This is a genomic window from Anaerovibrio sp. RM50, from assembly GCF_000622005.1.
Lineage (GTDB): Bacteria > Bacillota > Negativicutes > Selenomonadales > Selenomonadaceae > Anaerovibrio.
The window spans coordinates 95,743-119,372 of sequence record NZ_KK211383.1; the positions used below are offsets into that span (position 1 = coordinate 95,743).

The 23,630-nt window shown below is 46.4% G+C and carries 18 protein-coding genes, 1 tRNA gene, 2 pseudogenes and 2 riboswitches; of the genes and pseudogenes, 1 reads left to right on the forward strand and 20 read right to left on the reverse strand.

Annotation, left to right across the window (positions count from 1 at the left end; genetic code table 11):
• Positions 1 to 10 precede the first annotated feature (10 nt).
• The 4 genes and pseudogenes from rpoD to T525_RS0111815 form a co-directional block, all read right to left on the reverse strand.
• Positions 11 to 736: pseudogene (gene rpoD, locus T525_RS16575) on the reverse strand (RNA polymerase sigma factor RpoD); the annotation flags it as partial.
• Positions 737 to 1,054: 318 nt separating this feature from the next.
• Positions 1,055 to 1,930 (reverse strand): annotated as a pseudogene (locus T525_RS16810) (sigma-70 factor domain-containing protein); the annotation flags it as partial.
• 38 nt (positions 1,931 to 1,968) lie between these two features.
• A complete protein-coding gene (gene dnaG / locus T525_RS0111810; RefSeq protein WP_027407351.1) occupies positions 1,969 to 3,765 on the reverse strand; it encodes a DNA primase in 1,797 nt (598 codons plus the stop codon).
• Positions 3,766 to 4,012: 247 nt separating this feature from the next.
• The gene (locus tag T525_RS0111815) at positions 4,013 to 5,011 is read right to left on the reverse strand and encodes a deoxyguanosinetriphosphate triphosphohydrolase (RefSeq protein ID WP_027407352.1); all 999 of its coding nucleotides are present in this window, start codon (positions 5,009 to 5,011) and stop codon (positions 4,013 to 4,015) included.
• Positions 5,012 to 5,197: 186 nt separating this feature from the next.
• On the opposite strand from T525_RS0111815, the gene T525_RS0111820 reads away from it, so the two are divergent.
• Positions 5,198 to 5,410, forward strand: coding sequence for a hypothetical protein (locus tag T525_RS0111820; protein ID WP_027407353.1), 213 nt, complete (start codon positions 5,198 to 5,200; stop codon positions 5,408 to 5,410).
• Positions 5,411 to 5,662: 252 nt separating this feature from the next.
• Here the strand turns inward: T525_RS0111820 and glyS are convergent, their stop codons facing one another.
• The 16 genes from glyS to dusB form a co-directional block, all read right to left on the reverse strand.
• On the reverse strand, positions 5,663 to 7,726 hold the full coding sequence (glyS, locus tag T525_RS0111825; RefSeq protein ID WP_027407354.1) for a glycine--tRNA ligase subunit beta: 2,064 nt from the start codon (positions 7,724 to 7,726) through the stop codon (positions 5,663 to 5,665).
• Complete coding sequence (gene glyQ / locus T525_RS0111830) at positions 7,726 to 8,607, reverse strand: glycine--tRNA ligase subunit alpha (protein ID WP_027407355.1); 882 nt, start codon at positions 8,605 to 8,607, stop codon at positions 7,726 to 7,728. Before glyQ ends, glyS begins: the two co-directional genes overlap by 1 nt.
• Before the next feature lie 498 nt (positions 8,608 to 9,105).
• Positions 9,106 to 9,180, reverse strand: a tRNA-Arg gene (locus T525_RS0111835).
• Positions 9,181 to 9,269: 89 nt separating this feature from the next.
• Positions 9,270 to 10,109 (reverse strand): metal ABC transporter permease, encoded by an 840-nt coding sequence (locus tag T525_RS0111840; protein ID WP_027407356.1) that lies wholly within the window; start codon positions 10,107 to 10,109, stop codon positions 9,270 to 9,272.
• Positions 10,109 to 10,984: a metal ABC transporter ATP-binding protein gene (locus tag T525_RS15110; protein ID WP_084277080.1), complete on the reverse strand. Its 876-nt coding sequence runs from the start codon at positions 10,982 to 10,984 to the stop codon at positions 10,109 to 10,111. Before T525_RS15110 ends, T525_RS0111840 begins: the two co-directional genes overlap by 1 nt.
• Before the next feature lie 228 nt (positions 10,985 to 11,212).
• A complete protein-coding gene (locus T525_RS0111850; protein ID WP_027397479.1) occupies positions 11,213 to 11,950 on the reverse strand; it encodes an ABC transporter permease in 738 nt (245 codons plus the stop codon).
• Complete coding sequence (locus T525_RS0111855) at positions 11,950 to 12,816, reverse strand: ABC transporter ATP-binding protein (protein ID WP_037325645.1); 867 nt, start codon at positions 12,814 to 12,816, stop codon at positions 11,950 to 11,952. The genes T525_RS0111850 and T525_RS0111855 overlap by 1 nt, the downstream gene beginning before the upstream one ends.
• 53 nt (positions 12,817 to 12,869) lie before the next feature.
• Positions 12,870 to 13,697 carry an energy transducer TonB gene (locus T525_RS15725; RefSeq protein ID WP_051533573.1) on the reverse strand — a complete coding sequence of 276 codons (828 nt, stop codon included), beginning with the start codon at positions 13,695 to 13,697 and terminating at the stop codon, positions 12,870 to 12,872.
• A 1-nt stretch (position 13,698) separates the two neighbouring features.
• Positions 13,699 to 14,109: a biopolymer transporter ExbD gene (locus T525_RS0111865; RefSeq protein WP_027407358.1), complete on the reverse strand. Its 411-nt coding sequence runs from the start codon at positions 14,107 to 14,109 to the stop codon at positions 13,699 to 13,701.
• 2 nt (positions 14,110 to 14,111) lie between these two features.
• Positions 14,112 to 14,729: a MotA/TolQ/ExbB proton channel family protein gene (locus T525_RS0111870; RefSeq protein ID WP_027407359.1), complete on the reverse strand. Its 618-nt coding sequence runs from the start codon at positions 14,727 to 14,729 to the stop codon at positions 14,112 to 14,114.
• Positions 14,730 to 14,841: 112 nt separating this feature from the next.
• Complete coding sequence (locus T525_RS0111875; protein ID WP_027407360.1) at positions 14,842 to 15,837, reverse strand: sirohydrochlorin cobaltochelatase; 996 nt, start codon at positions 15,835 to 15,837, stop codon at positions 14,842 to 14,844.
• Between the two features lie 136 nt (positions 15,838 to 15,973).
• Positions 15,974 to 16,166: riboswitch (cobalamin riboswitch) on the reverse strand.
• A 27-nt stretch (positions 16,167 to 16,193) separates the two neighbouring features.
• Positions 16,194 to 17,609 (reverse strand): GntP family permease, encoded by a 1,416-nt coding sequence (locus T525_RS0111880; RefSeq protein ID WP_027407361.1) that lies wholly within the window; start codon positions 17,607 to 17,609, stop codon positions 16,194 to 16,196.
• A 494-nt stretch (positions 17,610 to 18,103) separates the two neighbouring features.
• A riboswitch (cobalamin riboswitch) is annotated at positions 18,104 to 18,279 on the reverse strand.
• Positions 18,280 to 18,365: 86 nt separating this feature from the next.
• A complete protein-coding gene (locus T525_RS0111885) occupies positions 18,366 to 19,520 on the reverse strand; it encodes a cation diffusion facilitator family transporter (protein WP_198022693.1) in 1,155 nt (384 codons plus the stop codon).
• Entirely contained in the window at positions 19,510 to 20,973 is a 1,464-nt protein-coding gene (locus T525_RS15120; protein ID WP_051533574.1) for a protein O-GlcNAcase, read from the reverse strand. Before T525_RS15120 ends, T525_RS0111885 begins: the two co-directional genes overlap by 11 nt.
• A 24-nt stretch (positions 20,974 to 20,997) precedes the next feature.
• The gene (locus tag T525_RS0111895; protein ID WP_027407363.1) at positions 20,998 to 22,401 is read right to left on the reverse strand and encodes an aminopeptidase; all 1,404 of its coding nucleotides are present in this window, start codon (positions 22,399 to 22,401) and stop codon (positions 20,998 to 21,000) included.
• Positions 22,402 to 22,672: 271 nt separating this feature from the next.
• Entirely contained in the window at positions 22,673 to 23,629 is a 957-nt protein-coding gene (dusB, locus tag T525_RS0111905; protein WP_027407364.1) for a tRNA dihydrouridine synthase DusB, read from the reverse strand.
• Position 23,630: the final 1 nt, after the last annotated feature.

The window sequence follows — 23,630 nt, forward strand, 5'->3', positions numbered from 1 at the left end:
AAACATATTATCAGTCGAGGAAATCCTTGAGCTTCTTGCTACGGGTTGGATGACGCAACTTTCTCAAGGCCTTGGCCTCAATCTGACGGATACGCTCTCGCGTTACGCCAAAGCTCTGTCCCACTTCTTCCAGCGTACGTGCACGACCGTCCTCAATACCAAAGCGAAGAACCAAAACCTTGCGTTCACGCTCAGTAAGGGTATCCAGGACCTCCGCCAACTGTTCCTTAAGCATCATGAAAGATGCCTGCTCTGCTGGTGCCGGTGCATCGTGATCCTCAATGAAATCGCCAAGGTGGGAGTCTTCCTCCTCGCCAATAGGAGTCTCCAGGGAAACTGGTTCCTGGGCAATCTTCATTATTTCACGAACACGTTCAACGCTGATATCCATCTTCTTGGCAATCTCGTTAGGCTTTGGATCACGTCCCAAATCCTGAACCAGCTGTCTGGTAACACGGATAAGCTTGTTGATGGTCTCCACCATGTGAACCGGAATGCGGATTGTTCTTGCCTGATCCGCAATAGCTCTGGTAATGGCCTGTCTGATCCACCATGTAGCATAGGTACTGAACTTATAGCCCTTGGTATGGTCAAACTTTTCAACGGCCTTAATCAATCCCAGATTGCCCTCCTGAATCAAATCCAGGAACAGCATACCACGACCTACATAACGCTTGGCAATACTTACAACCAGACGAAGGTTAGCCTCTGCCAGACGCTTCTGGGCATCCTCGCCAAAGGCCTTAGCCGTATTCATGGCGATTATGTCATTCTTGGAAAGAGGCTCCACCTCAAGTTCAGCATAACCTAATGCTTCATTATAATTGGTAAAGAGCTCACTGTCGAAGTCCTCAAGACCGTCTATATCCTCCTTGTACTGTTCCACGATAGCATTTACGCTATCATTGTCCACATGAAGGTATTTACGGGTAACATCATTGTTATCAAGCTGCAAAAGCTCAGTCCATTCTGACAAAGGTCTTACACTGTCAGTACCTGTCTCAGCATCATGTCTGACAACTTCATCTGCGGCCAAGCGGATTTCAGCAGAAACGCCGTCCTCCATACGCTCTGCCAATTCCTTCTCCTCTGAACCCGTAAGAAGCGGCACCCTGCCAATCTCCTTCAAATACATACGAACCGGGTCATCTATATTTACACCGTCAGGTATATTAATACCTACCTCAACGTCAACATCATCTTCATCTTCAGGTTTATCAACATCATCGTCCGAGTCGGTTTCGTCAAAAGAAACTTCCACACCATTCTTACTGAACTTGTCCACAATGATTTCATCCAACTCTTCCGGAGATATATCCTGTTTCTGTAAAGCTTCCATAATCTCCCCTGCTGTTATCTTATTCCCATTATCACGAGCACGTTCTACTAAATCAGCTAAATTGCCGCCTTCCATCTCTGGGATATTGTCCACAGTATCATTTGCTTCAGCTGAAGCCTTGGTCTTAGCATTTTCTTTAGCTTTGGTGCTCTTGACTGTTTTGGTGGTTTGGGTGGTTTTAGCAGGCTTTTCACTCTTGGCAGTCTCGTTCTTCTTGTTTTCGCTATCCTCGGCGACTGTCTTCTTTACTGTCTTGGTGGCAGCCTTTGCGGTAGTTGTTTTCTTGGCAGTTGCAGTTTTGGTGGATGCAGACTTGACAGATGGAGACTTGGCGGATGTTGCCTTAGTCGTTGCAGTCTTGGTGGATGCAGACTTGGCAGTTGAAACCTTAGTCGTCACAGCCTTGGCAGTTGCAGACTTAGTCGTTACAGTCTTGGCAGCTGTTGTTTTGGCAGATTTCTTGGCAGCAGTCTTACCAGTCTTCTTGTCTGCAGGTGCTTCTGCTTTGGTGGATTTTACTTTTTTCTGGGTAGATGCTGCTTTGGTATCTTCCTGTTCAGTAGTGGTAGTCTTTTTCTTTTTCTCAGCCATTGATAAACCTCCTTTCTCAGAATTTTGGTAGTTGAAAATCAATTAACACCTTGTAATTCATCCATTTCATGTTTTATTTTCTGACTAATGGCCAGTTCCTCCAAATACTTTGCATCACCCTGCCGATACATTTTCTCGGCATTTCTTGAATGCACTTCATACTGGCTCACCAGATAATTTCTCCGCAATTGGCGCACACAAGCCTCATATAATATGGAATGGTCTTCCTCTCCTAAGTCCTCGACTACTGCCCGGGATAATTCCTCAACAGCTTCGTCGCCTAAATTGGCCATTCCCATAATGTCACTTATTTTTTCGCCAGCCCTGTATTTTTCCATCAGGGCAATCAATATTTTTTTGTGAATCTCATCAGGCACTGAATCTATAGGCACCAAGCTTACAAAATGGTCAATGATGGCAGGCTCATCCCATACCATACGGATAATAACCCTGCCCGCACGCCGTTCTGCATTGTCAACCTGCCGCACCACGCTTCGGATTGCTTTGGTGGTACCTTGGTTGTCACCGGCCCAACGACTTTTTTTGCCTAACTCTACAAGTATATCATTTTCTGACACACTTAGCAATTGTGCCACCTTTGACACATAAGCTGAACGCTCCGCTGTATTTCTGATTGTAGCCAATATTGGCAACATTTCCGACAGAGCCCTGAGCCTTCCTTCCAGCCCGGAAACATCGCTGTGGGCCATAATGTGCTTCAGGCGGAACTCCACCACGGAAACGGCCTGACTGACCACCTTCCGAAATTCCTCAACCCCATATTTCCTGATATATTCATCAGGATCCTTGCAATCAGGCAACTGAACCACCTTTATGGCAGCAGAGGTTTCAGCAGCTATGCCAATGGCCCTTGAAATAGCCTCCTGCCCGGCATTATCGCTGTCATAGCAAAAATAAACAGCAGGGGCATACCTTAAAAGCTTCTTGCACTGGTCTATAGTAAATGCCGTCCCCAATGAAGCAACCACGTTTTTTATACCGGCTGCCGCCACGGAAATAACATCCATATAGCCTTCCACCACAAGGGCAAATCCCTCCTGACCAATGGCCCTATGGGCCTTGTCCAGACCAAAGAGAAGCTTGCGCTTGTTGAAAAGAATTGTTTCAGGGGAATTTAGATATTTGGGATTGCCATTATCAATAACACGCCCCCCAAAACCACATACCCGTCCCCGCTCATCCATAATCGGAATCATCACACGGTTACGAAATCTGTCATACTCTCCCTGACCCTTCTGCCTTTTCACCACCAAACCGCTTTCCAGCAAAATCTCTGTGTCAATGCCACGCTTGGCAAAGGCTGTGGTAAGTTTGTCCCAGGCATCAGGGGCAAAGCCAAGGTTAAATTCTTCTATTATATTGTCGTTTATTCCACGACTATGAAAGTATTCCAAACCGGCAGTTCCATATTTTGTCATGGTAAGACAATTATGGAAGAATTTACTGGCCATCTCATGGGCCTCACGAAGCTTTTTCAGCTTCTCTTCACGGGCTATTTCCTCAGGGCTCCGCTCTCTTTCAGGAAGGGGAATATTCAGCTTCTCCGCCTGAAATATAATAGCTTCCCTGTAGGAAATACTTTCTATCATGGATATAAACTTAAAAACATCCCCACCTGCGTGACAGCCAAAGCAGTAAAAAAATCCCTTCTCCGGGGTCACAGCAAAGGAAGGTGTTTTTTCATTGTGAAACGGGCAACAGCCCCAAAACTGTTTTCCTTTGCGCTTTAACGGTACATAGGTGGATATTACAGAAACAAGATCTGATTCTGACCGAACTCTCTCCACGAATTCATCTGTCAGCCAGGTTGCCATGTGTACTCATCCTTTTCCAACGCATAAAAACAGTGCAAAGATTTGTCATACCTTTATACCTGTTATCATAAAGATACCACGGTATAATTCGCGGCTAAACCTAAAAATCCTGCAAGATGCTGCTAAATTTTTGTATAGCCTTATTCAAATCCCTTGCACTATTAATATTCAATATAAATTCAAAATATCCTTTTTTTAGAACGAAATCTTAGCGAATCTGAGCGAAATTGCAAAAATAAGCTTCAGATCACTTCACCATAACTCCAACAGGAGGCATGAAAATATCATTAAACAGCTGTACTGCATAGCTGTCTGTAATGCCGGCCACGTAGTCCACCACTGTCTGCTCCAGTCCCCATTGGCTCTGCCGTTTTTGAAACTCCAGTGGCATTTTGTCAGGATTATCCATAAAATATTTAAAAAGCTGTTCAATAACAAATACCGCCTGATTGCGTTCCGTAGCCAGACGCTCTGAATGATATATACTATCGAACATAAATTCCCTGAAAATACTCATGGCCTCATTCATTTCATCCGAAAAGGCAATATCGCCCTTTTTCTCTGAGGAGCGAATCATATCCGATACCATGGCGGTAATCATCCTGGAGGTGTCATTGCCAATTTTTTCGATAACCACCTTCGGCAGACTGTCAGGCTGCAAAATATTTGCCCGCATACTGTCATCAAAATCATGGCAGAGGTAGGCAATACGATCAGCCCAATGGATTATTTTTCCTTCCATAGTAAAAGGACTGATGCCGCCACTGTGGTGAAGGATGCCGTCCATGGTTTCCTTAGTGAGATTAAGGCCTTTTCCGCCCTTTTCCAGATATTTGACAACTCTAAGACTTTGCTCATTGTGGGCAAAGTGGCCTGTGAGCCTGTCCAGAGCCGCTTCCCCTGCATGGCCGAAGGCGGTATGCCCCACATCGTGCCCAAGGGCAATGGCCTCTGTCAAGTCCTCATTAAGGCGCAGGCTTCTGGCAATAGTACGGCCTATCTGGGCCACCTCCAGACTATGGGTCATGCGGGTGCGGTAATGATCACCGGAAATAATATAGACCTGGGTCTTGTGCTTTAAGCGGCGGAAAGACTTGGAGTGAATTATGCGGTCCCGGTCCCGCTGGAATCTGGTACGAAATTCGCAATCCTCCTCCGGCCGTTCCCTTTCTGCATCACGACTTTTGGCCGCCAAGGGAGAAAGCATCTCATATTCCATTTCCTCAGTACGTTCCCTGACCATCATATTTCGCACCGCCTTTTACATAGTCTCTATATCAAAAAATAAATCTCATTTTATGGTTTACCATTTTAACCCACTTATGTCAAGGTTTGGAGGTTTCTTTAATTAAAAACAGTGTACACAAAACTATTATTCTATGATATAATATGACATATTATGTTTATTATGATTTAGAGGGGAGAGTTCTAAATGACTCAGGAATCTATCGAAGCAATTCTCAAAGCAAAGATTGCTGAAGAGCGCGGCAAGCTGCCAGTTCATGAATATATCGACCTGAACGCTGTTTCTAACGGTCGTGGTGTTGCTGACGGCGGTCTCATGTTCCTCAAGGCTGTTGATACTGCTCTGGACATCATGAGCAAGTCCGTAGCAGCTACATTGGCTGAGATTGTAAAAGACTAATTTAAATCTATTAAAAAAATGCTGTTCCGAAAGGAGCAGCATTTTTTATTGCCTGATTATTATAGCGCAGGGGCAGATGGCTTGAACAGTTTGTCACGATGCGTTAATAAACTTTTTGTTGCTTTCCTTAATATTAGTGAAAAAAATCATTTGTTTGAGCGAAGCGAGTTATGATTTTTTGCACTATATAAAAGCAAGAAAAAGTTTTAGTATCGTGACATTGTGAAAGCCACTGCCCCTGCGCCCTTAAAATTAGCCTAAAACGATCTTGCTGAAGTCTGCCACCTTGCAGATGAGCTGATCAACAGCCTTTAACAGACCAAGGCGGTTGTTCTTAATCTTCTCATCCTTGTCCATAACCATTACAGCATCAAAGAATCCATCTATCGGAGCTGCCAGTTTGGTAAGCTCAGCAATGGCACCAGCGTAATCCTGACCTGCCAACAAGCTTCCCACCTTGGCAGAAGCCACCTTGAACTCATCATTCAGCACACCCTCTGCTGTCTCCACAAAGAGGGACGCATCACAGCCAGCTGCAACGGTTTCATCCTTGCGGGAAATGTTGCCGGCGCGATTAAAGGACTGAATGGTCTCTTCAATGCCTTCCTTCTTAACCGCCTCGTTTACAGCCTGGGCACGGAGGGTTACAGAATAAATATCATCCACATCAACGAATACTGCATCCACCACATCATAGCGAATCTCAGCATCGGAAAGAACATTCTTCAGACGGAGCTTCATAAAATCAGCCACATCATCCTGCATCTTGGCCTGAGCCTTGGAGTCATTAATGTTAAGAAGCTCCATAGCCTTTGCCACAAGACCGGAAAGGGAAATGTGGTACTTGGCCTCCACCAGCATATTCACCATACCAAGGGCCTGACGACGCAGGGCAAATGGATCCTGGGAGCCTGTTGGAATAAGGCCGCGGCTGAAGGTTGCCACCAAATTATCAATCTTGTCAGCCATAGAAACGATACGGCCAGCTACAGAAGCAGGCTGTCCATCAGATGCGCTTCTTGGCATATAATGCTCGTCAATAGCCTGGGCTACTGCTGGGTTCTCACCATCAAGGAGGGCATATTCACGACCCATAATACCCTGAAGCTCGGTGAACTCAGTTACCATACCGGTTACAAGGTCAGCCTTACAAAGCTTGGCTGCACGAACAGCATCCTTTTTCTCCTGATCAGAAACCTTAAGTTCATCAGCAATATATGCTGCCAGCTTCTCCAAACGACCAGCCTTGTCGTAAATAGAACCAAGGCCTTCCTGGAATACTACGGTCTTCAGCTTGTCGCCGTGCTCCTCCAGGGATTTCTTGCGGTCCTCATCGAAGAAGAACTGGGCATCCTCAAGACGGGCACGAAGTACGCGCTCATTACCATGCTGTACGATTTCCAGATGCTCACTGCCACCATTACGGATAGTAATAAAGAGAGGCATCAGCTTGCCATCCTTCAATACAGGGAAATAACGCTGGTGGTCACGCATTGGGGTAATAACAGCCTCAGCAGGGAGCTTCAGATACTTATCATCAATGGTGCCACAAAGAGCTGTTGGATATTCTACCAGATAGAGAACCTCCTCCAGCAGACCTTCCTCAATCTGAGCCTTGCCACCCTTGGACTCAGCCAGCTCCACGATCTGCTGACGAATCATCTCACGGCGACGGTTATGGTCAACGATAATAAACTGCTCCTCACAAGCCTTCTCATAATCATCAGCACTCTTAATTTCAAAATCACCTTCGGAGAGGAAACGGTGGCCACGGGAAATGCGGCCGGATTTTACATTAGCAGTTTCAAAATCAATAACTTCCTCACCATAGAGGCCCACCAGCCAACGGAGCGGACGAATGAACTTGTAGTCCAGATCTGCCCAGTGCATATTGTTTGGGAAATTCAGGCCATCCACCAGACCCTTCAATGTATCGCTGAGAAGGTCAACTGTTTTGCCGCCCACCTCATGTACCATAGCGTATACATAGCCATCCTTGGTAACCAGATCCTTGGCATCAATACCCTGGCCCCGGGCAAAGCCCTGAGCTGCCTTGGTAGGATTGCCATCGGCATCAAAGGCGATATTAACAGCCGGACCGCGGTTCTCCTTGGAAAGGTCCTCCTGATTTTCAGCCAGTCCCTCAACGATGAGAGCCAAACGGCGTGGAGTACCCATGGTCTTTACATTGTCGTAGGTAAGACGCAGGTCAGTGAAGGTCTTCTCGGCATTTTCCTTAAGCTGAGAGATAATACCAGGCATTGCATAGGCTGGAATTTCCTCAGTACCAATTTCTAATAATAAAGTCTTGCTCATTATGCCTTATTCCCCTTTCCCATCATTGGATAGCCCAGCTCCTCACGCTGCTTCAAGTAGCATGCGGCGCACATACGGGCGAGCTTACGAACGCGGCCGATAAAGGCAGCACGCTCAGATACGGAAATAGCACCACGGGCATCCAACATGTTGAATGCATGGGAGCACTTTAATACATAGTCATAGGCTGGATGAACATAACCCTTGTCGATTACGCGGACAGCCTCCTTCTCATACTTGTCAAAGAGGTCAAAGAGCAGATCTGCATCAGACAGATCAAAAGCATAGGTGGACTGCTCAAACTCGTTCTGATGGAATACATCACCATAGGTGTAGTCGCCAACCCACTGAATGTCGTAAACATTCTCAACGCCCTGGATGTACATGGCAAGGCGCTCCAGACCATAGGTAATCTCAACGGCAGTTGGCTTAATATCCTGGCTGCCCACCTGCTGGAAATAGGTGAACTGGGTGATTTCCATGCCATCCAGCCAAACCTCCCAGCCAAGGCCCCAGGCACCCAGAGTTGGAGATTCCCAGTTATCCTCAACAAAGCGGATATCATGCTCCTTAGGGTTGATGCCAAGGCGCTCCAGAGATGCCAAATAAAGCTCCTGAATATTGTCAGGGGACGGCTTCATAATAACCTGGAACTGATGATGCTGATAAAGACGGTTTGGATTGTCGCCATAACGGCCATCTGCCGGACGGCGGGAAGGCTCCACATAAGCCACATTCCAAGGCTCAGGTCCAAGAACTCTGAGGAAAGTGAATGGGTTCATGGTGCCGGCACCCTTTTCTACGTCATAAGGTTCGCCCAGAATACAGCCCTGCTCGGACCAGAACTGCTGAAGGGCCAGGATCATTTCCTGATATTTCATAAGAGTTTGCCTCCTTCTGATTTGTTACAGAAACAATAAAAAACGCCCCTGTAACATCGGTTAATAATGTTACAGGGACGAGATAACCCGCGGTTCCACCCTGCTTGAATGCCAAAGCATTCCGCCTCAATGGATATTTACTTACGCTCCAAAGTGCCATTCGTCCCAACAGCAGGCTCACACCACCCCTGCATCGCTTGATAGGAACTGTCACGGAGTAAATCCTAGGATATTGCGAAGAATAAATATTTACTGTCTAGGCGGAGAAGTGAGTCATAGTGGTGCTATGACGAAGGACGACAACGCAGACAGTGAATATTTAGACAAGCAAGATACAGGAGTTATTCCGTGACAGTTCCTAAAGGACTACTCCTCTTCTTCATCGCTAAGAGGAATTTTAGCAAATATAGGAGTTAGAGTCAAGGGCATGGAAAACATTTCGTTTTTATCCAGGCATGAAAAAAGCCCAGTGAAAATACACTAGGCTAAAAATCTACTTGGTGCGCTCGGCGGGAGTCGAACCCACGCTTTCAGCTCCGGAGGCTAACGTCCTATCCACTGGACTACGAGCGCTTTTTATTCATTGCGGAATGAAATTTCTCACAAAGCATATTATACCATTCGCTGTCACAATCCGCAAGATAAAGTATCCCCGGCCTGGACTAGCGCACAAAGCGAGGCTTCAACAGTAAAGTTACAAAGAAAATCAAGGCAGATATTACCACAATAGTGGCTCCCGCAGCCATATTGAAATGGTATGCCAATATAAGTCCCGAAATGCCGGAAATCATGGCACTGCCGATGGATACAGCGTGATATTGCTTTACGCTGTTGGACACGTTGCGGGCAGCAGCAGCAGGAAGCACCAGCAGGGAATTAATAATCAAAAGACCTACCCACTGAATGCTGATGGCCACCACCACCGCCACCATGGCGGCAAAAATGCCCTCAGTAAGCATCACATCAATACCACGACTACGGGCAAAGGACTGGTTGATGCTAAGTACCAGCAATTTATTGAACATAATGCCCCAAAGGACAAATACCATAATCAGCACCAGCAACAGGGAGCCAAGCTCCTGGTGGGTAATACTCAAAACATCGCCAACAAGGTAATTGCTGAACTTATTAAAGCCACCGCCGTAGGACATCATCATAAGGCCCACTGCAATACCGGTGGAGGAAAAAACGCCGATAATGGTATCTGTGGAGGCTGAGCTTTTATTTTTAATCCATGTGATAAGCAGGGCAAATGTCACGGAAAACAGTATCAGTGACTGCATAGGTGAAATAATCCCCACCACGGCACCAATGGCCAGTCCCGTAAAGGCACCATGTCCCAAAGAATCTGAAAAGAAGGCCATGCGGTTTGACACCACCATAGTGCTGAGCAAGCCAAACAAGGGGGTTATCAGAAGAACTGCCAAAAAGGCATTTTTCATAAAATCATATTCCAGCCAGGAAAATGGCAAAGAGCCGAGGATACTGTAAATAAAATCCATTATTCTCCATCCTCCTCAGTTGCTGCACAGTCAGGGCACCCACAGCCCTGCTGATGCTTTTTCTTCTTATGCTCAACCCAAACAAAGCCAGTACCTCCGTGATTGACACCGCCCTCTGTAAGCATACCAAAAATCTTTCGGGTTCTGCTGTCACGGAAAACCTCCTCCGGGGTGCCGGAGCATACCACGCCCTTATTCATGAGCACCACCTGATCAGCGTGACGGGCCACCATATTAAGATCGTGGGATATGAGGATAATGGCCATATCCTCGTTGTTCTGCAAATCCTCCAAAATATTATAGAAGATTTCCAGACCATTCTGGTCCACGCCAGATACTGGCTCATCCAAAAGGAGAATGTCCGGCATTGGATTTAGAGCTAAGGCCAAAAGCACCCTCTGAAGCTCTCCACCAGAAAGAGCCCCCAAACGGCGATCAATGAGATCAGCCGCCTTAACCCGTTTCAGACTTTCCTCCACCTCACTACGAATGTTGGAGGGCAAAAGCCAGATAGGACGACGGGAGCGGCAGGCAGAAAACAGATCCAGCACCGTAATAGGGGCACTGACATCAAATTTAAGATATTGGGGAACGTAGCCAATAATCGGCTTTCCCGTACGCTTTCCCTTGGCATCGGCATATTTTAAGGTTCCGGTATGACTAATCTCCCCTAAAATAGCCCTAAGAAGGGTGCTTTTCCCCGCTCCATTTGGTCCAATAACAGCCGTAAGCTGACCGCAGTGAACGTGAATATTCACATCCTCAAATATAGTCAGCTTACCTACTTTAACTGTGAAATTTTCGATTTTGGTACAGCACAGCTTGGAGCAGTCATTGCCCTCTCCTTTAGTGTGCCTAAATAATCTTTTCAGCATATTATTCTTCCTGCTTTATAATACAGAATCATTGGGAGATGTACTGGGGAACGCTCTCGCTCACTAGTTTGCGTAACGGATACTAAGTTCATCCTACGCCCATAGGCTTGGATTCACTAAGTACCGACGCAAAATACGTCCCCAGCTACATCTCCCAATATTCCTTAACACATAAAACTACTCTACATTCAGTCAGAATATAGAATGCTAACTGAATAGGCCTACAATTTACTTTAACTGATCGCGAAAGGCCTTGTTGCCTAATATAAAACCTATTATAGCATAAACCGCCAACACCGCAACTGACTCCAAAGCCACGGGGCTCTGGGTGGAAATCCCTCTTAAAAGATAGGAGGTATGGGTCAGTGGCAATACATCGATGAACCAGCGAAAAACCTCCGGCAAGGTACGTGTACTGAAAAATGTACCACACAAAAAGGACATGGGCAACAGCACATAGGTATTCACCTGGGACAGCTCCTCATAGCTGTCCATTTTCATGGCGGCGAAAAAGCCCACCTCCGCAAATATTATGCAGTTTAATATGAGGATTCCCACAAACAAGGGGGTAATATTGAGATTTGCCCCAAAGGCCAGGGCCAAAATCATAATAATTGCAGAAGAAATAAGCCCACGCAGCACAGCTGCCAAAATCTTGCCGATAATAAAGGCATTAAAGTGCATAGGGGCAATAATATATTCCCCGATACTTCTGTGATAAATTCGCTCCGTACAAAGAGGAGTAAGACTGTTGTAGCTGATATTCATGGAATTAAGGGCCATAATACCAGGCACAAGAAAATCCAGATATGAGCCGGAGCCCACCTGAATATTTCTTCCCAGCCCCCAGCCAAAGGCCACCAGATACAGCATAGGGGCCACCATGCGGCTAAGGATAAATTTAGGCAGACGGCGTTTCAACACCACCCAGTCACGCCAAAAAACGGTGCAAATATCCTGCAGCATTATACCCCCTCCTTTCTGCCGGTAAGCTCGATAAAGGCATCCTCCAGATTGGTTCTTCTGATATGGGCACCATGCTCAAGGGTTCCTGCGAAGGCTGCCGCCTCCTGACGGCTTTCAAAGAACTGATACTGATGTCCCTCCTGATCATCCCATTCCACTGTAATCCTCCCAAGGCTGTTGCAAAAAGCCTCAGGGGTATCGATGGCAATGAGCTTGCCCTTATTTACTATGGCCACCCGATTACAGAGGGCCTCCGCCTCCTCAATGTAGTGGGTGGTAATAACAACCGTGGTTCCCTTGGCCGCCAAAGACCTTATAAGATCCCAGATACGACGGCGCACCTGGGGATCCAAAGCCACAGTAGGCTCATCCATAAACAGAATCTTAGGCTCATGGATAAGGGAACGTGCAATAAGAAGACGGCGCTTCATACCTCCGGAAAGAGAACGGGGCATACGATTAATGGTATCCCCCAGCTCCACAAATTCCAGCATTTCCTGAATGCGCTGTTTGCGCTTTTCAGAGCTCATGTGATGAAGGCGGCCGTGAAGCTCCATATTTTCCCCCACAGTCAGATCATTATCAAAATTAATATGCTGGGGCACCACACCAATGAGTTTCTTTATTTCCAAAGGATTTTGGGTTATAGATTCCCCATTATAATAAATCTCTCCAAGGGTAGGCTTGGTTTCCATGGTAAGCATACGAATAGTGGTGGTTTTTCCGGCACCGTTTGGCCCCAGAATACCAAATATTTCCCCTGGCCTTACATTAAGGGAAAGATTATCCACCGCCCGCTTGGTAACAGTTTTTTTCTCTTTATTCTTAACTTGAAATTCCTTTATCAGACCTTGAATTTTTATCATAAATGGGTACTCCGTAAAAATATATATTAATTATTATCCGCCGCAAATTCTGTTTAACGTAATTTAAAAGTAATCCTTATTCGCTTCTGAAAAGATACAGCCTGGCCGTATTCGTTATAGGCAACAGTATAGCGGTATCCCCACGCTGCATTAAGGGCAGACTGGTCCATTTCGCCGTAGCCCGAGGAGGACTCAATATCAGCACTCATTACACTGCCATCAGTTCCCACCACAATGCGGACTATGACCTGTCCCTTAACATTACGTTGGCGAAGGCTTTCAGGATAAACCGGTTCCGGGGCTTCTATAAGGACTGGGGCTATGGCAGGACGCTTGCCGTCCCCATCGCCGTTACCAGGCCCATCCCCATTACCATTGCCGCTGCCGCCGTTACCATTCCCCGACGGACCACTGCCAAAGCCGTTTCCAGCATTACTACTGCCACTACCACTATTGGCAGAAATACTTTCTCCATTGCCATTTACGTTACCAGTGGGATATGTAACTGCCGTCGGAGCCACAGGAGCATTATGCTCTTTCTTGAACATCTCCTGTTTTTCCGGTTCCCTGGTGAAGGACTCCTCTATCTTTGGCAGGAGTTCTTCCTTATTTTTGTCCAGCACAACATCTTCAATGGAAGGTGCCGCAGAAGCAGGGGCTGCCTCTGCAGGAGCCTGGGCTCCCCCAGCGTTATGACCTCCACCAGCACCAGCATCAGCATCATAAAGACTTACATCCACGGGCTGCTCCCCGTGGGGTGATACAACCACAAAGAGGCCCGTAAAGCATACAAGGACAAATATAACCAAGTGAACAAGCAAAGACCCCATCCAAGCCCTATATTCACGTCTCTTATCTGAATCATTTTTGTCCGGGGCCATCTTATTTACCTCCGGACTCCGCCGCCAGGCCGAACTTTGTTATGCCTGCGGCCTTAAACTTATCCAAAAGGCCAATGACCATACCATAATCAAGATTCTGATCAGCTCTTACCACCACTGCAAACCGCGGATTTTTGGCATTTTCCGCCTTGGCCTTGGCTATAAGCTCCTTTTCCCCAATGAGCTTATCCTCCAGCCACAGGGAACCGTCGCTTTTCATGGTTACAAGATAATTTACGCTCATCTGGGTTTCCGCACTTTGGGCCTTGGGCATATTGACGGGAACTGTCTTTAAATTAACCATGTAAAGGGTGCTGAGCATGAAGAATACCAAGAGGAAAAACATGATATCTATCATTGGAATAATCATGACCTCCGGCTTATGAAAATCATGACGATCGCGGATGCGCATAATCAATCACGCTCCTCTGCCATGCCCTCCACCAAAGAGAAGCACTGTTCCATGTCGGAAATGATGCTGTCAATGCGCTGGGTAAAATAGGCATGAACCCCCAGTGCAATAATAGCCGTACAAAGGCCCATGGCGGTAGCGATAAGGGCCTCACCAACACCGCCGGTAATGGCCACCGCCTGTCCTGATTCAATATTAAACACACTAAAGGCTGAAATCATACCGCTGATAGTACCCAAAAGTCCAAGGAGTGGTGCCATGGTAACAATTACATTCAGATAATATAGGCGCTTACGGAACCGGGTAAGGGCTATACCGGACTGGACCTCAAAAAATGTAGTAAGAGGCACATTTTCATTGCCACTGAAGGCCATACCCTTGGATAAAAGTGAAGGAATAATTCCTTTTGTGGAGCCTGCCATAGAAGCCGCACCTTCCCAATCCCCCTGACTAAGCATATCAGCAAAATTACGGGCAAAGCTGCGGCCAGGATCCTTGGCATTAAAGTACATGCTGCGTTCTATGGCAATGGCCACCACAAATATGGAACACAAAAGCAGCAAATACATTACCGGACCACCCTTATGAAAAAACTCTATTCCGGTCATTATTGAATCCACAAAAAATCCTCCTTACATTAATTCGGGCAAAAACATTACCCCCTTAGTATATCACAACCAAGGGGGTACTGCGTCATTCATGAGTATTTAATTAGCTATTTAACTAAATAAATTATTTAGCCAGCAAAGCATCCCAAGCTTCATTTGCTCTTTCAACATAAATCTCACGGATTGCCTTGTTCTCGCCAAGACCGTGGATATAGGTATCAACGTTGAAGCCTTCAGCCTTCAGAATGGACTTGTGGGAATCTTCCTCATCACCAGCCATATCGTTGTTGGCATGGTCACCGGCAACCATCATCATAGGCATGAGGGTTACATTCTTGATGCCCTTTTCCTTCAGCTGAGGAATAATAGTCTCCAAAGAAGGCCAGCCCTCTACAGTGTAGATGTAAGCATTGTCATAGCCAAGCTGATTCAGACGATTCTGCATTACAGTGTAATAAGCATTTGCAGGATGTGGAGTACCATGCTCCAGAATCAGAACGGCATCCTCCTTGCCGGTCTTAGGGAACTGGGTAGCATAAGCGTTCATGGTTTCCATAATATCGTCACGCTGCTCCTCCTGGCCCATCCAATACATGAGAGAAGTACCCATGGTCATCTTCTTGAAGTCGTTCTTGTACTGATGGAATACAGCCACATCATAGGAATACTCCATACCAGGAATTACATCCAAAGTAGTGAGAGCTACGCGGGTGTAGCCTTCCTTCTTCAGCTGCTCCAGAGCCTCCTCAGGAGTTGGATAGGTAATACCCTCATTGGCCTTGATGCGGTCAATGATAATATGGGAAGTGAACGCAGTAACAACCTTTACACCAGGATGAGCTGCCTGAATATCAGCAACAGTCTGGGTAATAGTCTTGTCACGGTTGTCCTTGTAGGTGGTACCGAAGCTCATTACAACGATAGCATCCTTGTTGGCCTTGTTAGCCAATGCCTTATTCTCGTTCACCATAACGCCAATCTGGGAAGCGTTCTTCAGGGCAGTGGTAGCTGTGGTAACCTCTGGGTTCAGTGCATAGGAAGCCTCAGAGCTGTTTACATTAACAGCGAACAGTGCGGCACAAGCCAGGGAGCATGCAACCATTTTCTTTAAATTCTTCATGTTTTAATTACCTCTCTTTTAAAATAAAATTTTTTAAATATAAAAAGCCCTTCCGCGAATACTCGCGAAAGAGCTTTATACTTACAAATTCATGAAAAACCTGTAAATAATCCCCTTCCTATCTCTCGCAGGTAATAACGGTGATTGTTCAACAGGCAGTTCTCCTGACTCCAGATCATCATCATGGTGTCGCCTTCCCGGAATAATCCAGTGACATCGTAACACCCAACTCCCTGATACAGTGGCGGGACCGTACCGGCTTTTAACCGGTTTCTCATGTTAGGCCAGCCTAATGATTAGGCCTTGGCACCTGTTCCATATATTCGACTAATGATAGTATAATGCAATTTTATCTATTAAGCAATACCTGTAATCATGTAGAACAAGATACAGAGGAAAGGTACAAGGAACTTCATACCCATCAGTACAATAATATCAGCATAGGATTCCTTGTGGCTGAGACCGCAGATTGCCAGCAGGGTAACGAGCGCACCTGCATGAGGAACAGGGTCAATACCGATGGAAGCAACTGCCACAATACGATGGAGAGCCTCAAGAGGAATACCGGCAGCAGTGGCCATCTGTGCCCACTGTTCACCCAGCATGGAGAGGGCAATGGTGAGACCGGAGGATGCGGAACCAGTGATACCGCACATTACGTTGGTGGTAAGCACTGCGGAGAACAGTGGACCGCCACCGAAGTCAAGATTCAAAAGGAAATCCTTGATAACAGCGAAACCGCCAAGGCTTACAACTACGCAACCAAAAGCATAGCCGGAAGCAACGTTCAGTACAGCACTACAGGAGGATACTGCGGAACCATTAATAGTAGGAAGCATACCATCCTGAAGGCGAAGGTGACGACGGGCAATAAAGGCTGCCACGATGGAGCTGAGGATCAGGGAAATACTGATAGACCAACCAGCGGAAATCTTGGCTACAGACTGAGCCAGGAGGGACAGCTTAAGTCCACCCAGGGACTCCAGTGAATTCTGATCCCAATGGAAGCCCCACTCCCAACCAAATGGGTTGGAAAGAATAACATTGAGGACAATAACCATCAAAAGAGGAATACAGGAAACCTTCCAGTTTGGATTTGGAAGCTTGTGGCGTCTCTGACCAAATTCGATGTGACGTCCATAGCCCTCGCCATTGGCCTTAAGGCGCTTTGCACGGAAGGAAATCCAGCCCCAGCCCATGAGAAGGAATACCAGGGATGCGAACAAACCAATGCCCACGCCGGACCATGTGGAGGTACCGAAGTAGGAAGAAGGAATAATGTTCTGAATCTGCGGAGTACCAGGTAAAGCAACCATTGCAAAGGAGAAGATACCCATCCACAATGCGGCAGGTAACAGACGCTTTGGAATATCAGCCTGCTTAAATACTACGGCACCGAAAGGATACATAACGAATGCAACTACGAATACAGAAAGACCACCATAGGTCAGGGCACCGCAGCCCAAAAGTACTGCCAATACCGCACGCTTTACACCTAAAATCTCAATAATCTTGCCTGCAACGGATGCTGCCATGCCGCCCTTTTCCATAAGACGGGCGAAAACAGCACCAAACAGAAAGATTGGATAGTAGTTCTTAACATATTCAGCAGCCTTTGTCATATAGAGCTCACTGAAGATTGGTAAAACAGCATGTTCACTTCCAAGTGCAGCAACTACGGCAAAAAGGGGAGCAACCAGAATTACTGAAGCACCACGATATGCCATGTACATAAGACCGATAAGCGCAATAAGAATTATTGCTGTGTCCATTACAAAATCTCCTCCTAAAATTGTTAGATAATTGTTGTTAGCGACTCCTCGTTTTAGAGTCAGCTTCTATATTAAAACAGTCTGAAAGATAATTGTCAAGATAAACTTAACAGTAGGTATTAATTTTTTGCAAATTATATATTTTTTTCATGTTTTGGCCTTAATTATAACTATAAGTTATCAACATTATGCTTTTAAACTTTTGTTCAAACAATTATTTACATTTTTTCAATTAACCCAGGTGAAAAGAAAGATAGCTTTCGGACAGCTCCACCTATCCGAAAGCTAGTGTTGCACCAGGCAACCAATGAATGAAATGAAATGTATGAGCAATGCTTTTCCTTGCAGCGCTGAAACCACAAGAAAAAACCTTTCGACTTATTCAGTGACCTGAAAGCGAAAGGTTTTGGCAATACAAATAAAAAATCCTGACACTTAGCCAGGATTTAAACAATCTACGTTGCTAAATCCCCATCCCCATCACTCGCAGGTCAAACGGTGATTGTTAAACAGGCAGTTCTCCTGACTCCAGTTCATAGCTCCTCACGCCTTCCCAGATATAATCCAGTGACATAAATGTGAATCGCTCCCTGATACAGTGGCGGGACCGTGCTGGCATTTGACCAGCTTCTCTATTAGGCCTTTCGGCACCTGTTCCAATCATTATTTAATTCATCTTACGAATATGATACTAGCACTTATGGTAAAAAGTGTCAACATATAATTACACATTTTTCCATTTCAATTAATAATTTATCACAATCTGTCAACCTGAATAGTTACCTCATTATCTGGGTAATCCTTTTTTATATCTTCCTCCACCATTTCAATAATCCGCTCGTCAGTGAATTTACAGCTATATGGCACAGCCAGATCAAAGAGGATTCTTCCCGAGGAGGTGAGACGGAAATCGTGGAAAGTAATCAGAGGGTCCACACAGGCCACAATATGATAGAGCTTTTCCTTGATTTCATTCTGCATTGGGTCCCCAATCACCATAGGGTCCACATGAACGGTCATGGAAACCTTGAATTCCTCCCTGATGGATTCCTCAAGACTGTCTATTATGTTATGGGCTTCCATGAGGCTCATATCCGAAGGCACTTCAGCATGAAGGGATACGAAAATTCTTCCCGGCCCATAGTTATGAACGATAACATCATGGACACCCAATATCTGCTTCTCTTCCAATGTACGACGGGTGATGGCCCTGACAAATTCAGGATCAGGCGGCTCACCCAACAGTGGCTGCAGTGTGTCACGGGCTGCCCCCCAACCACTGTGGATAATAAAGAGCGCCACCACAATACCAGCCATGCCATCAAAATCATGCCCCGTGGTGAGATCCACAATGAGACAGATTATAACCACAAAGGTGGCCACACAATCGCTGAGGCTGTCGGTGGCCGCTGCCAGCATGGCAGGGGAATCTATCCGCTTTCCCAGTCCGCGGTTAAACAGCCCCAGCCACAGCTGAAGCATAAGGGACAAGGCCAAAATCACAATGACGGTGACAGAGGTATCCATTGGCTCCGGATTAAGCACCTTTTCCACGGAGGAATGGAGCAGCTCAATGCCAATAACCAAAATAGCGCCTGCTATGATGAGCCCCGCAATGTATTCTATGCGGCCATGGCCAAAGGGATGCTCCGGATCCGCCGGCTTGGCAGACATGCGATACCCTAAAATAGTTATAACAGAAGCTCCCGCATCGGCCAAATTGTGAATAGCATCACCGATAATGGCTATGGAGCCGGAAGCAAAACCGATAAACAGCTTGATAAGGCACAGGATAACATTAACCATTATGCCTACGCCACCGCTTAGATAACCGTAGCTGGTTCGCACATTGGTATCATTTATCTGGTCACTGTTTTTTACAAAGCGTTTTATGAGAACATCAGTCAGCATTACTGTCATCACCTACACTGGTCATATACCAAGCATCAAAATCCCTTACAAACTTCCACACAGCTTCGTTGGAAATTTTGGCATAGGCTTCATATTGTGTATATTTGGCTTTTGCCTCCTTGAATTTTTGATACAATTCCGGCTTTTTATATTCAGATGGTTTTTGATCCAATATCATTAAAGCGTATTTTTCAGCCTCAGTAAGGGTCTGGAGCTGTTCCAGCTGAAGCTGGCATTCGCTAAGGTACTTCTTTGGCAGCTTGGCATGGAGCTTTGCCAGGGCCTTTTCCCGCTTACGGTTGTCCTTTTTTAGGTCATCCATGGTCTTTCTTTTTGGAATAGTATCCCTACCATTTACTGTTCCCCAAAGGTTCTTGTACAGCACCTGTAAATTAATAGCATCGGGACGGCCAATATGGGCCCATTTATTTTCCAGACGCTGGGAGTGACTGGCAAAAATTCTCATGGGCTCGTACAAATCGCCAAACAAATCCTCAAGGGCCAAGTCCCAGGATTTTCCCTCATTATATTTGCCCGGATTTTTGGCAAAATCAGCCCCGGTGGCAATGGCAATTTTGGAAAGCTCCGCCTTTTCCATAGGATTTATGAAAAACGCAGGAACATCCTTGGCATCCATGGCCTTATCCATTTTGTCCAAAGGGCCCAGGGCCAGCTTTTCCTTCTGGTAATCTGTCACAGGATAATTCCACCAGATTCCCATTGGCTTTCTGTAAATTCTGTTGGTCTGTTGGATAGTATTCTCCGTAAGGCCGTCAGGGCAAACCTCTTCACCGGTGTAAAGCACCAGTACATCCTTGTCCAGCTCATCAGCCAGAATCCTGGTATAGTCGGACACATAGCCCCCCTTGGTCATATCACGAAGATAATATTCCGTAGGTACCAGAATCAGATTACTGCAGTCGGGACGGACCTTTATGAAGTTATCATTTACCCAGTTAACGAATTCCGCCTGGCCATGGGCATCCTTGGTTGGAATGTCATCAAAAAACAGGGCAAAGTGTCTGATACCAATATCATACATAGCCTGCATCTTGTTAATCATGGCATAACGGTCTTCATACATATCCTGGCCAGAAAAGGCAATATCATTACCAGGAGAAACGGCAAAAATCACATCAATTTTCAGTTTTTTGGCCTTTTGGGTCAGCTCCTGAAGCTCCCTGTATTTATCCTCAGGATATGGCTGCCGCCAATACTTGCGGTGATACTCATCATCCTTTGGGGCATAAATATAGGCATTAAGCTTTTTCGAGGCCATAAATTTAAGCATGTCCAGACGGTGCTCATGGGTCCAGGGTTCCCCGTAAAAGCCCTCCACCACACCACGCATTGGAATAGCCTTGCTGTTGCCCCTGTCCGCATGGGCATTTATGGGAAGCTGTGATAGCACTATCAAGCACACAACCAACAAAAATATTAATTTCATTTTCATATACCATTCACCTGGAATAATTGTTTAGATTTCCTGCAAAAAAGCCTTGTAACCCTTCATGGTTTCGTATACATCTACCTTGCTTACTGCCTCCCAAGGAGCATGCATACTGAGAACAGCCACACCACTGTCAATTACATTCATGCCATAGAGAGCCATAATATAAGCGATGGTGCCGCCGCCCCCCAGATCCACACGGCCCAGCTCAGCAGTCTGGAAGGTAACATTATGCTTTTTCATAATGGCCCGGATCCTGCCAAGATATTCTGCACTGGCATCATTTGAGCCAGATTTGCCCCCACGGCCTGTAAATTTATTGAATACCATGCCCTTCCCCGGATATGCCACATTCTTCTTGTCAAAGGCAGAGGCATAAAGGGAATCGTAAGCAGAGCTTACATCAGAGGACAGCATCCATGAATTGGCCAGACAGCGGCGCAGTGAAATGGCATTGTAGCCACCCAAAGCATGGAGCAGCTCTGCCACGGTGTTTTCAAAGAAGCGGGACTGCATACCGGTGGCCCCCACGGAACCGATTTCCTCCTTGTCCACCAGCAAGCAGCATGATGTACGCTTAACCTTCTTTGTTTCCAGCATGGCCACCAAAGATGTGTAAGCACATACTCTGTCGTCATGGCCATAGGCCAATACCATGCTGCGGTCCAGCCCCAGATCCCTTGCCTTTCCGGCAGGCACCATGGTCAGTTCAGCGGAAATAAAATCGTCTTCCTCAATATTGTACTTATCCTTTAAAAGCTTAAGGATACCCGCCTTGACAGCGTCCTTTTCCTCTCCCTTTAATGGATAGCTGCCAATAAGAATATCCAGATTTTCACCTGTAACCACCTTGCTGGCCTTCTTTTCCATCTGCTCCTGGGACAGGTGGATAAGCAGGTCTGTTACGCAGAATACAGGATCCCCATCATCCTCGCCGATGACGATTTCCTGCACGCTGCCATCCAACCGTGCCACCACGCCGTGAAGTGCCAATGGCAGTGTTACCCACTGATATTTCTTGATGCCGCCGTAATAATGAGTATCAAAATAAGCCATCCCCTCGGATTCGTAAAGGGGATTTTGCTTTAAGTCTAGACGGCAGGTGTCGATATGGGCCCCCAAAATGGCCATGCCATCCTCAAGGGACTCCGTGCCAATATTGAACATGGCTATGGCCTTGCCCATGCAAGTGGCATAAACCTTGTCACCGGCAGAAAGCTTTTTGCCGGACTTTATAATGTCATCAAGATTCTTATAGCCAGCCTTTTCAGCCTGCTTTACGGCCTCAACCACGCTTTCACGCTCAGTCTTGCACTGGCTGAGGAATTTCTTGTAGCCTTCGTTCAGCTTGTGGAGGGCCTTCTTTTCTACTTCAGAGTATTTATTCCAAACAGGAGTCTTCTTCTCGTCTTTTTTCTTATCTTTAGCCATGTTTGTTCCTCCTAATAAAACATTTGGTCAGTGGACTATAACTTTCACGCCGTACCAGTACAAAATGTTCTAGTCACCAGCCCACCGTCAAATAAATAATATCAATAATTCATGAAAGGTTCGTGGGGGAGGTGCACATGGGGACGTATTTTGCGTTGGTACTTAGTAAATCCAAGCCAGAGGCGCAGGATGAACTTAGTATCCACTACGCAAACTAGTGAGCGAGAGCGTTCCCCATTGTACCTCCCCACAGGACCTGTAATCAATCAAATCACTTCATCTTGGCAAGAATACGTAAAAAATCGTCGCGGGTTTCGGCCTTGTTGAAGAGAACCCTCAGCTCCGCATTGCCCTTTATGCCTCTGGTGTACCAGGTGGCGTGCTTGCGCATTTCCCTTGGGCCCACGTAATCTCCCTTGAATTCCAGCAGCATATCCAGATGGCGAAGGATTATTTCCTTACGCTCCTCCATTGTTGGACCTGGGAGACGTTCCCCGGTCTTTAAATACTGGGTTAGCTGGCGGAAAATCCAAGGGTTGCCCTGGGCTGCCCTGCCTACCATAACGGCCTCACAGCCAGTTATTTCACGAATCTTTATAAGATCATCCACAGTTCTGATATCCCCGTTGGCAATGACAGGAATATTCAAATGCTCCTTCACCTTGCGGATAATTCTCCAGTTGGCGTGATCCCGATAGAACTGCTCCCGGGTACGGCCATGTACTGCCACCGCCTTAACGCCTGCTTCCTCGGCCAGCTTGGCCATTTCCAGCACGTTAATGCGGTTTTCATCCCAGCCAATACGCATTTTTACAGTAACTGGCATGCTTACTGTATCCACAAGGGCTTTCAGAACTTTATAGGCCCGCTCCGGATCCAGCATCATGGCTGAGCCCTCATGGTTCTTCACGATTTTAGGGGCAGGACAGCCCATGTTAAAGTCCAGTATATCGGCACAGCCCAATGATTCTATGTATTCAGCCGCCCGAGCCACACTGTCAGGCTCCGCCCCAAAGAGCTGCATGGCCATAGGCCGCTCAGCCTCCTCGGTATGAAGCATTTTCAGGGTATGCTCATTGCGGTAGTTAATTCCCTTGTCACTGACCATTTCCGAATACACCAGAGGACAGCCCATTTCCCGGGCCAGTATTCTGTATGGGGTATCCGTAACTCCAGCCATGGGAGCCAAAAAGACAGGGATAGGGAATTCAAAGTTTCCTATTTTCATT

Bases quoted from the DNA above. Each gene is read 5' to 3' on its own strand.
- T525_RS15110 (WP_084277080.1), bottom strand. From the start codon at position 10,984: ATGCTGAAAAGATTATTTAGGCACACTAAAGGAGAGGGCAATGACTGC.
- T525_RS0111865 (WP_027407358.1), bottom strand. From the start codon at position 14,109: ATGCGCATCCGCGATCGTCATGATTTTCATAAGCCGGAGGTCATGATT.
- T525_RS0111875 (WP_027407360.1), bottom strand. From the start codon at position 15,837: ATGAAGAATTTAAAGAAAATGGTTGCATGCTCCCTGGCTTGTGCCGCA.
- T525_RS0111885 (WP_198022693.1), bottom strand. From the start codon at position 19,520: ATGCTGACTGATGTTCTCATAAAACGCTTTGTAAAAAACAGTGACCAG.
- glyS (WP_027407354.1), bottom strand. From the start codon at position 7,726: ATGAGCAAGACTTTATTATTAGAAATTGGTACTGAGGAAATTCCAGCC.
- T525_RS0111880 (WP_027407361.1), bottom strand. From the start codon at position 17,609: ATGGACACAGCAATAATTCTTATTGCGCTTATCGGTCTTATGTACATG.
- T525_RS0111895 (WP_027407363.1), bottom strand. From the start codon at position 22,401: ATGGCTAAAGATAAGAAAAAAGACGAGAAGAAGACTCCTGTTTGGAAT.
- T525_RS0111815 (WP_027407352.1), bottom strand. From the start codon at position 5,011: ATGATGGTCAGGGAACGTACTGAGGAAATGGAATATGAGATGCTTTCT.
- T525_RS0111820 (WP_027407353.1), top strand. From the start codon at position 5,198: ATGACTCAGGAATCTATCGAAGCAATTCTCAAAGCAAAGATTGCTGAA.
- T525_RS15725 (WP_051533573.1), bottom strand. From the start codon at position 13,697: ATGGCCCCGGACAAAAATGATTCAGATAAGAGACGTGAATATAGGGCT.
- glyQ (WP_027407355.1), bottom strand. From the start codon at position 8,607: ATGAAATATCAGGAAATGATCCTGGCCCTTCAGCAGTTCTGGTCCGAG.
- T525_RS0111855 (WP_037325645.1), bottom strand. From the start codon at position 12,816: ATGATAAAAATTCAAGGTCTGATAAAGGAATTTCAAGTTAAGAATAAA.
- dnaG (WP_027407351.1), bottom strand. From the start codon at position 3,765: ATGGCAACCTGGCTGACAGATGAATTCGTGGAGAGAGTTCGGTCAGAA.
- T525_RS0111850 (WP_027397479.1), bottom strand. From the start codon at position 11,950: ATGCTGCAGGATATTTGCACCGTTTTTTGGCGTGACTGGGTGGTGTTG.
- T525_RS0111840 (WP_027407356.1), bottom strand. From the start codon at position 10,109: ATGGATTTTATTTACAGTATCCTCGGCTCTTTGCCATTTTCCTGGCTG.
- T525_RS15120 (WP_051533574.1), bottom strand. From the start codon at position 20,973: ATGAAAATGAAATTAATATTTTTGTTGGTTGTGTGCTTGATAGTGCTA.
- dusB (WP_027407364.1), bottom strand. From the start codon at position 23,629: ATGAAAATAGGAAACTTTGAATTCCCTATCCCTGTCTTTTTGGCTCCC.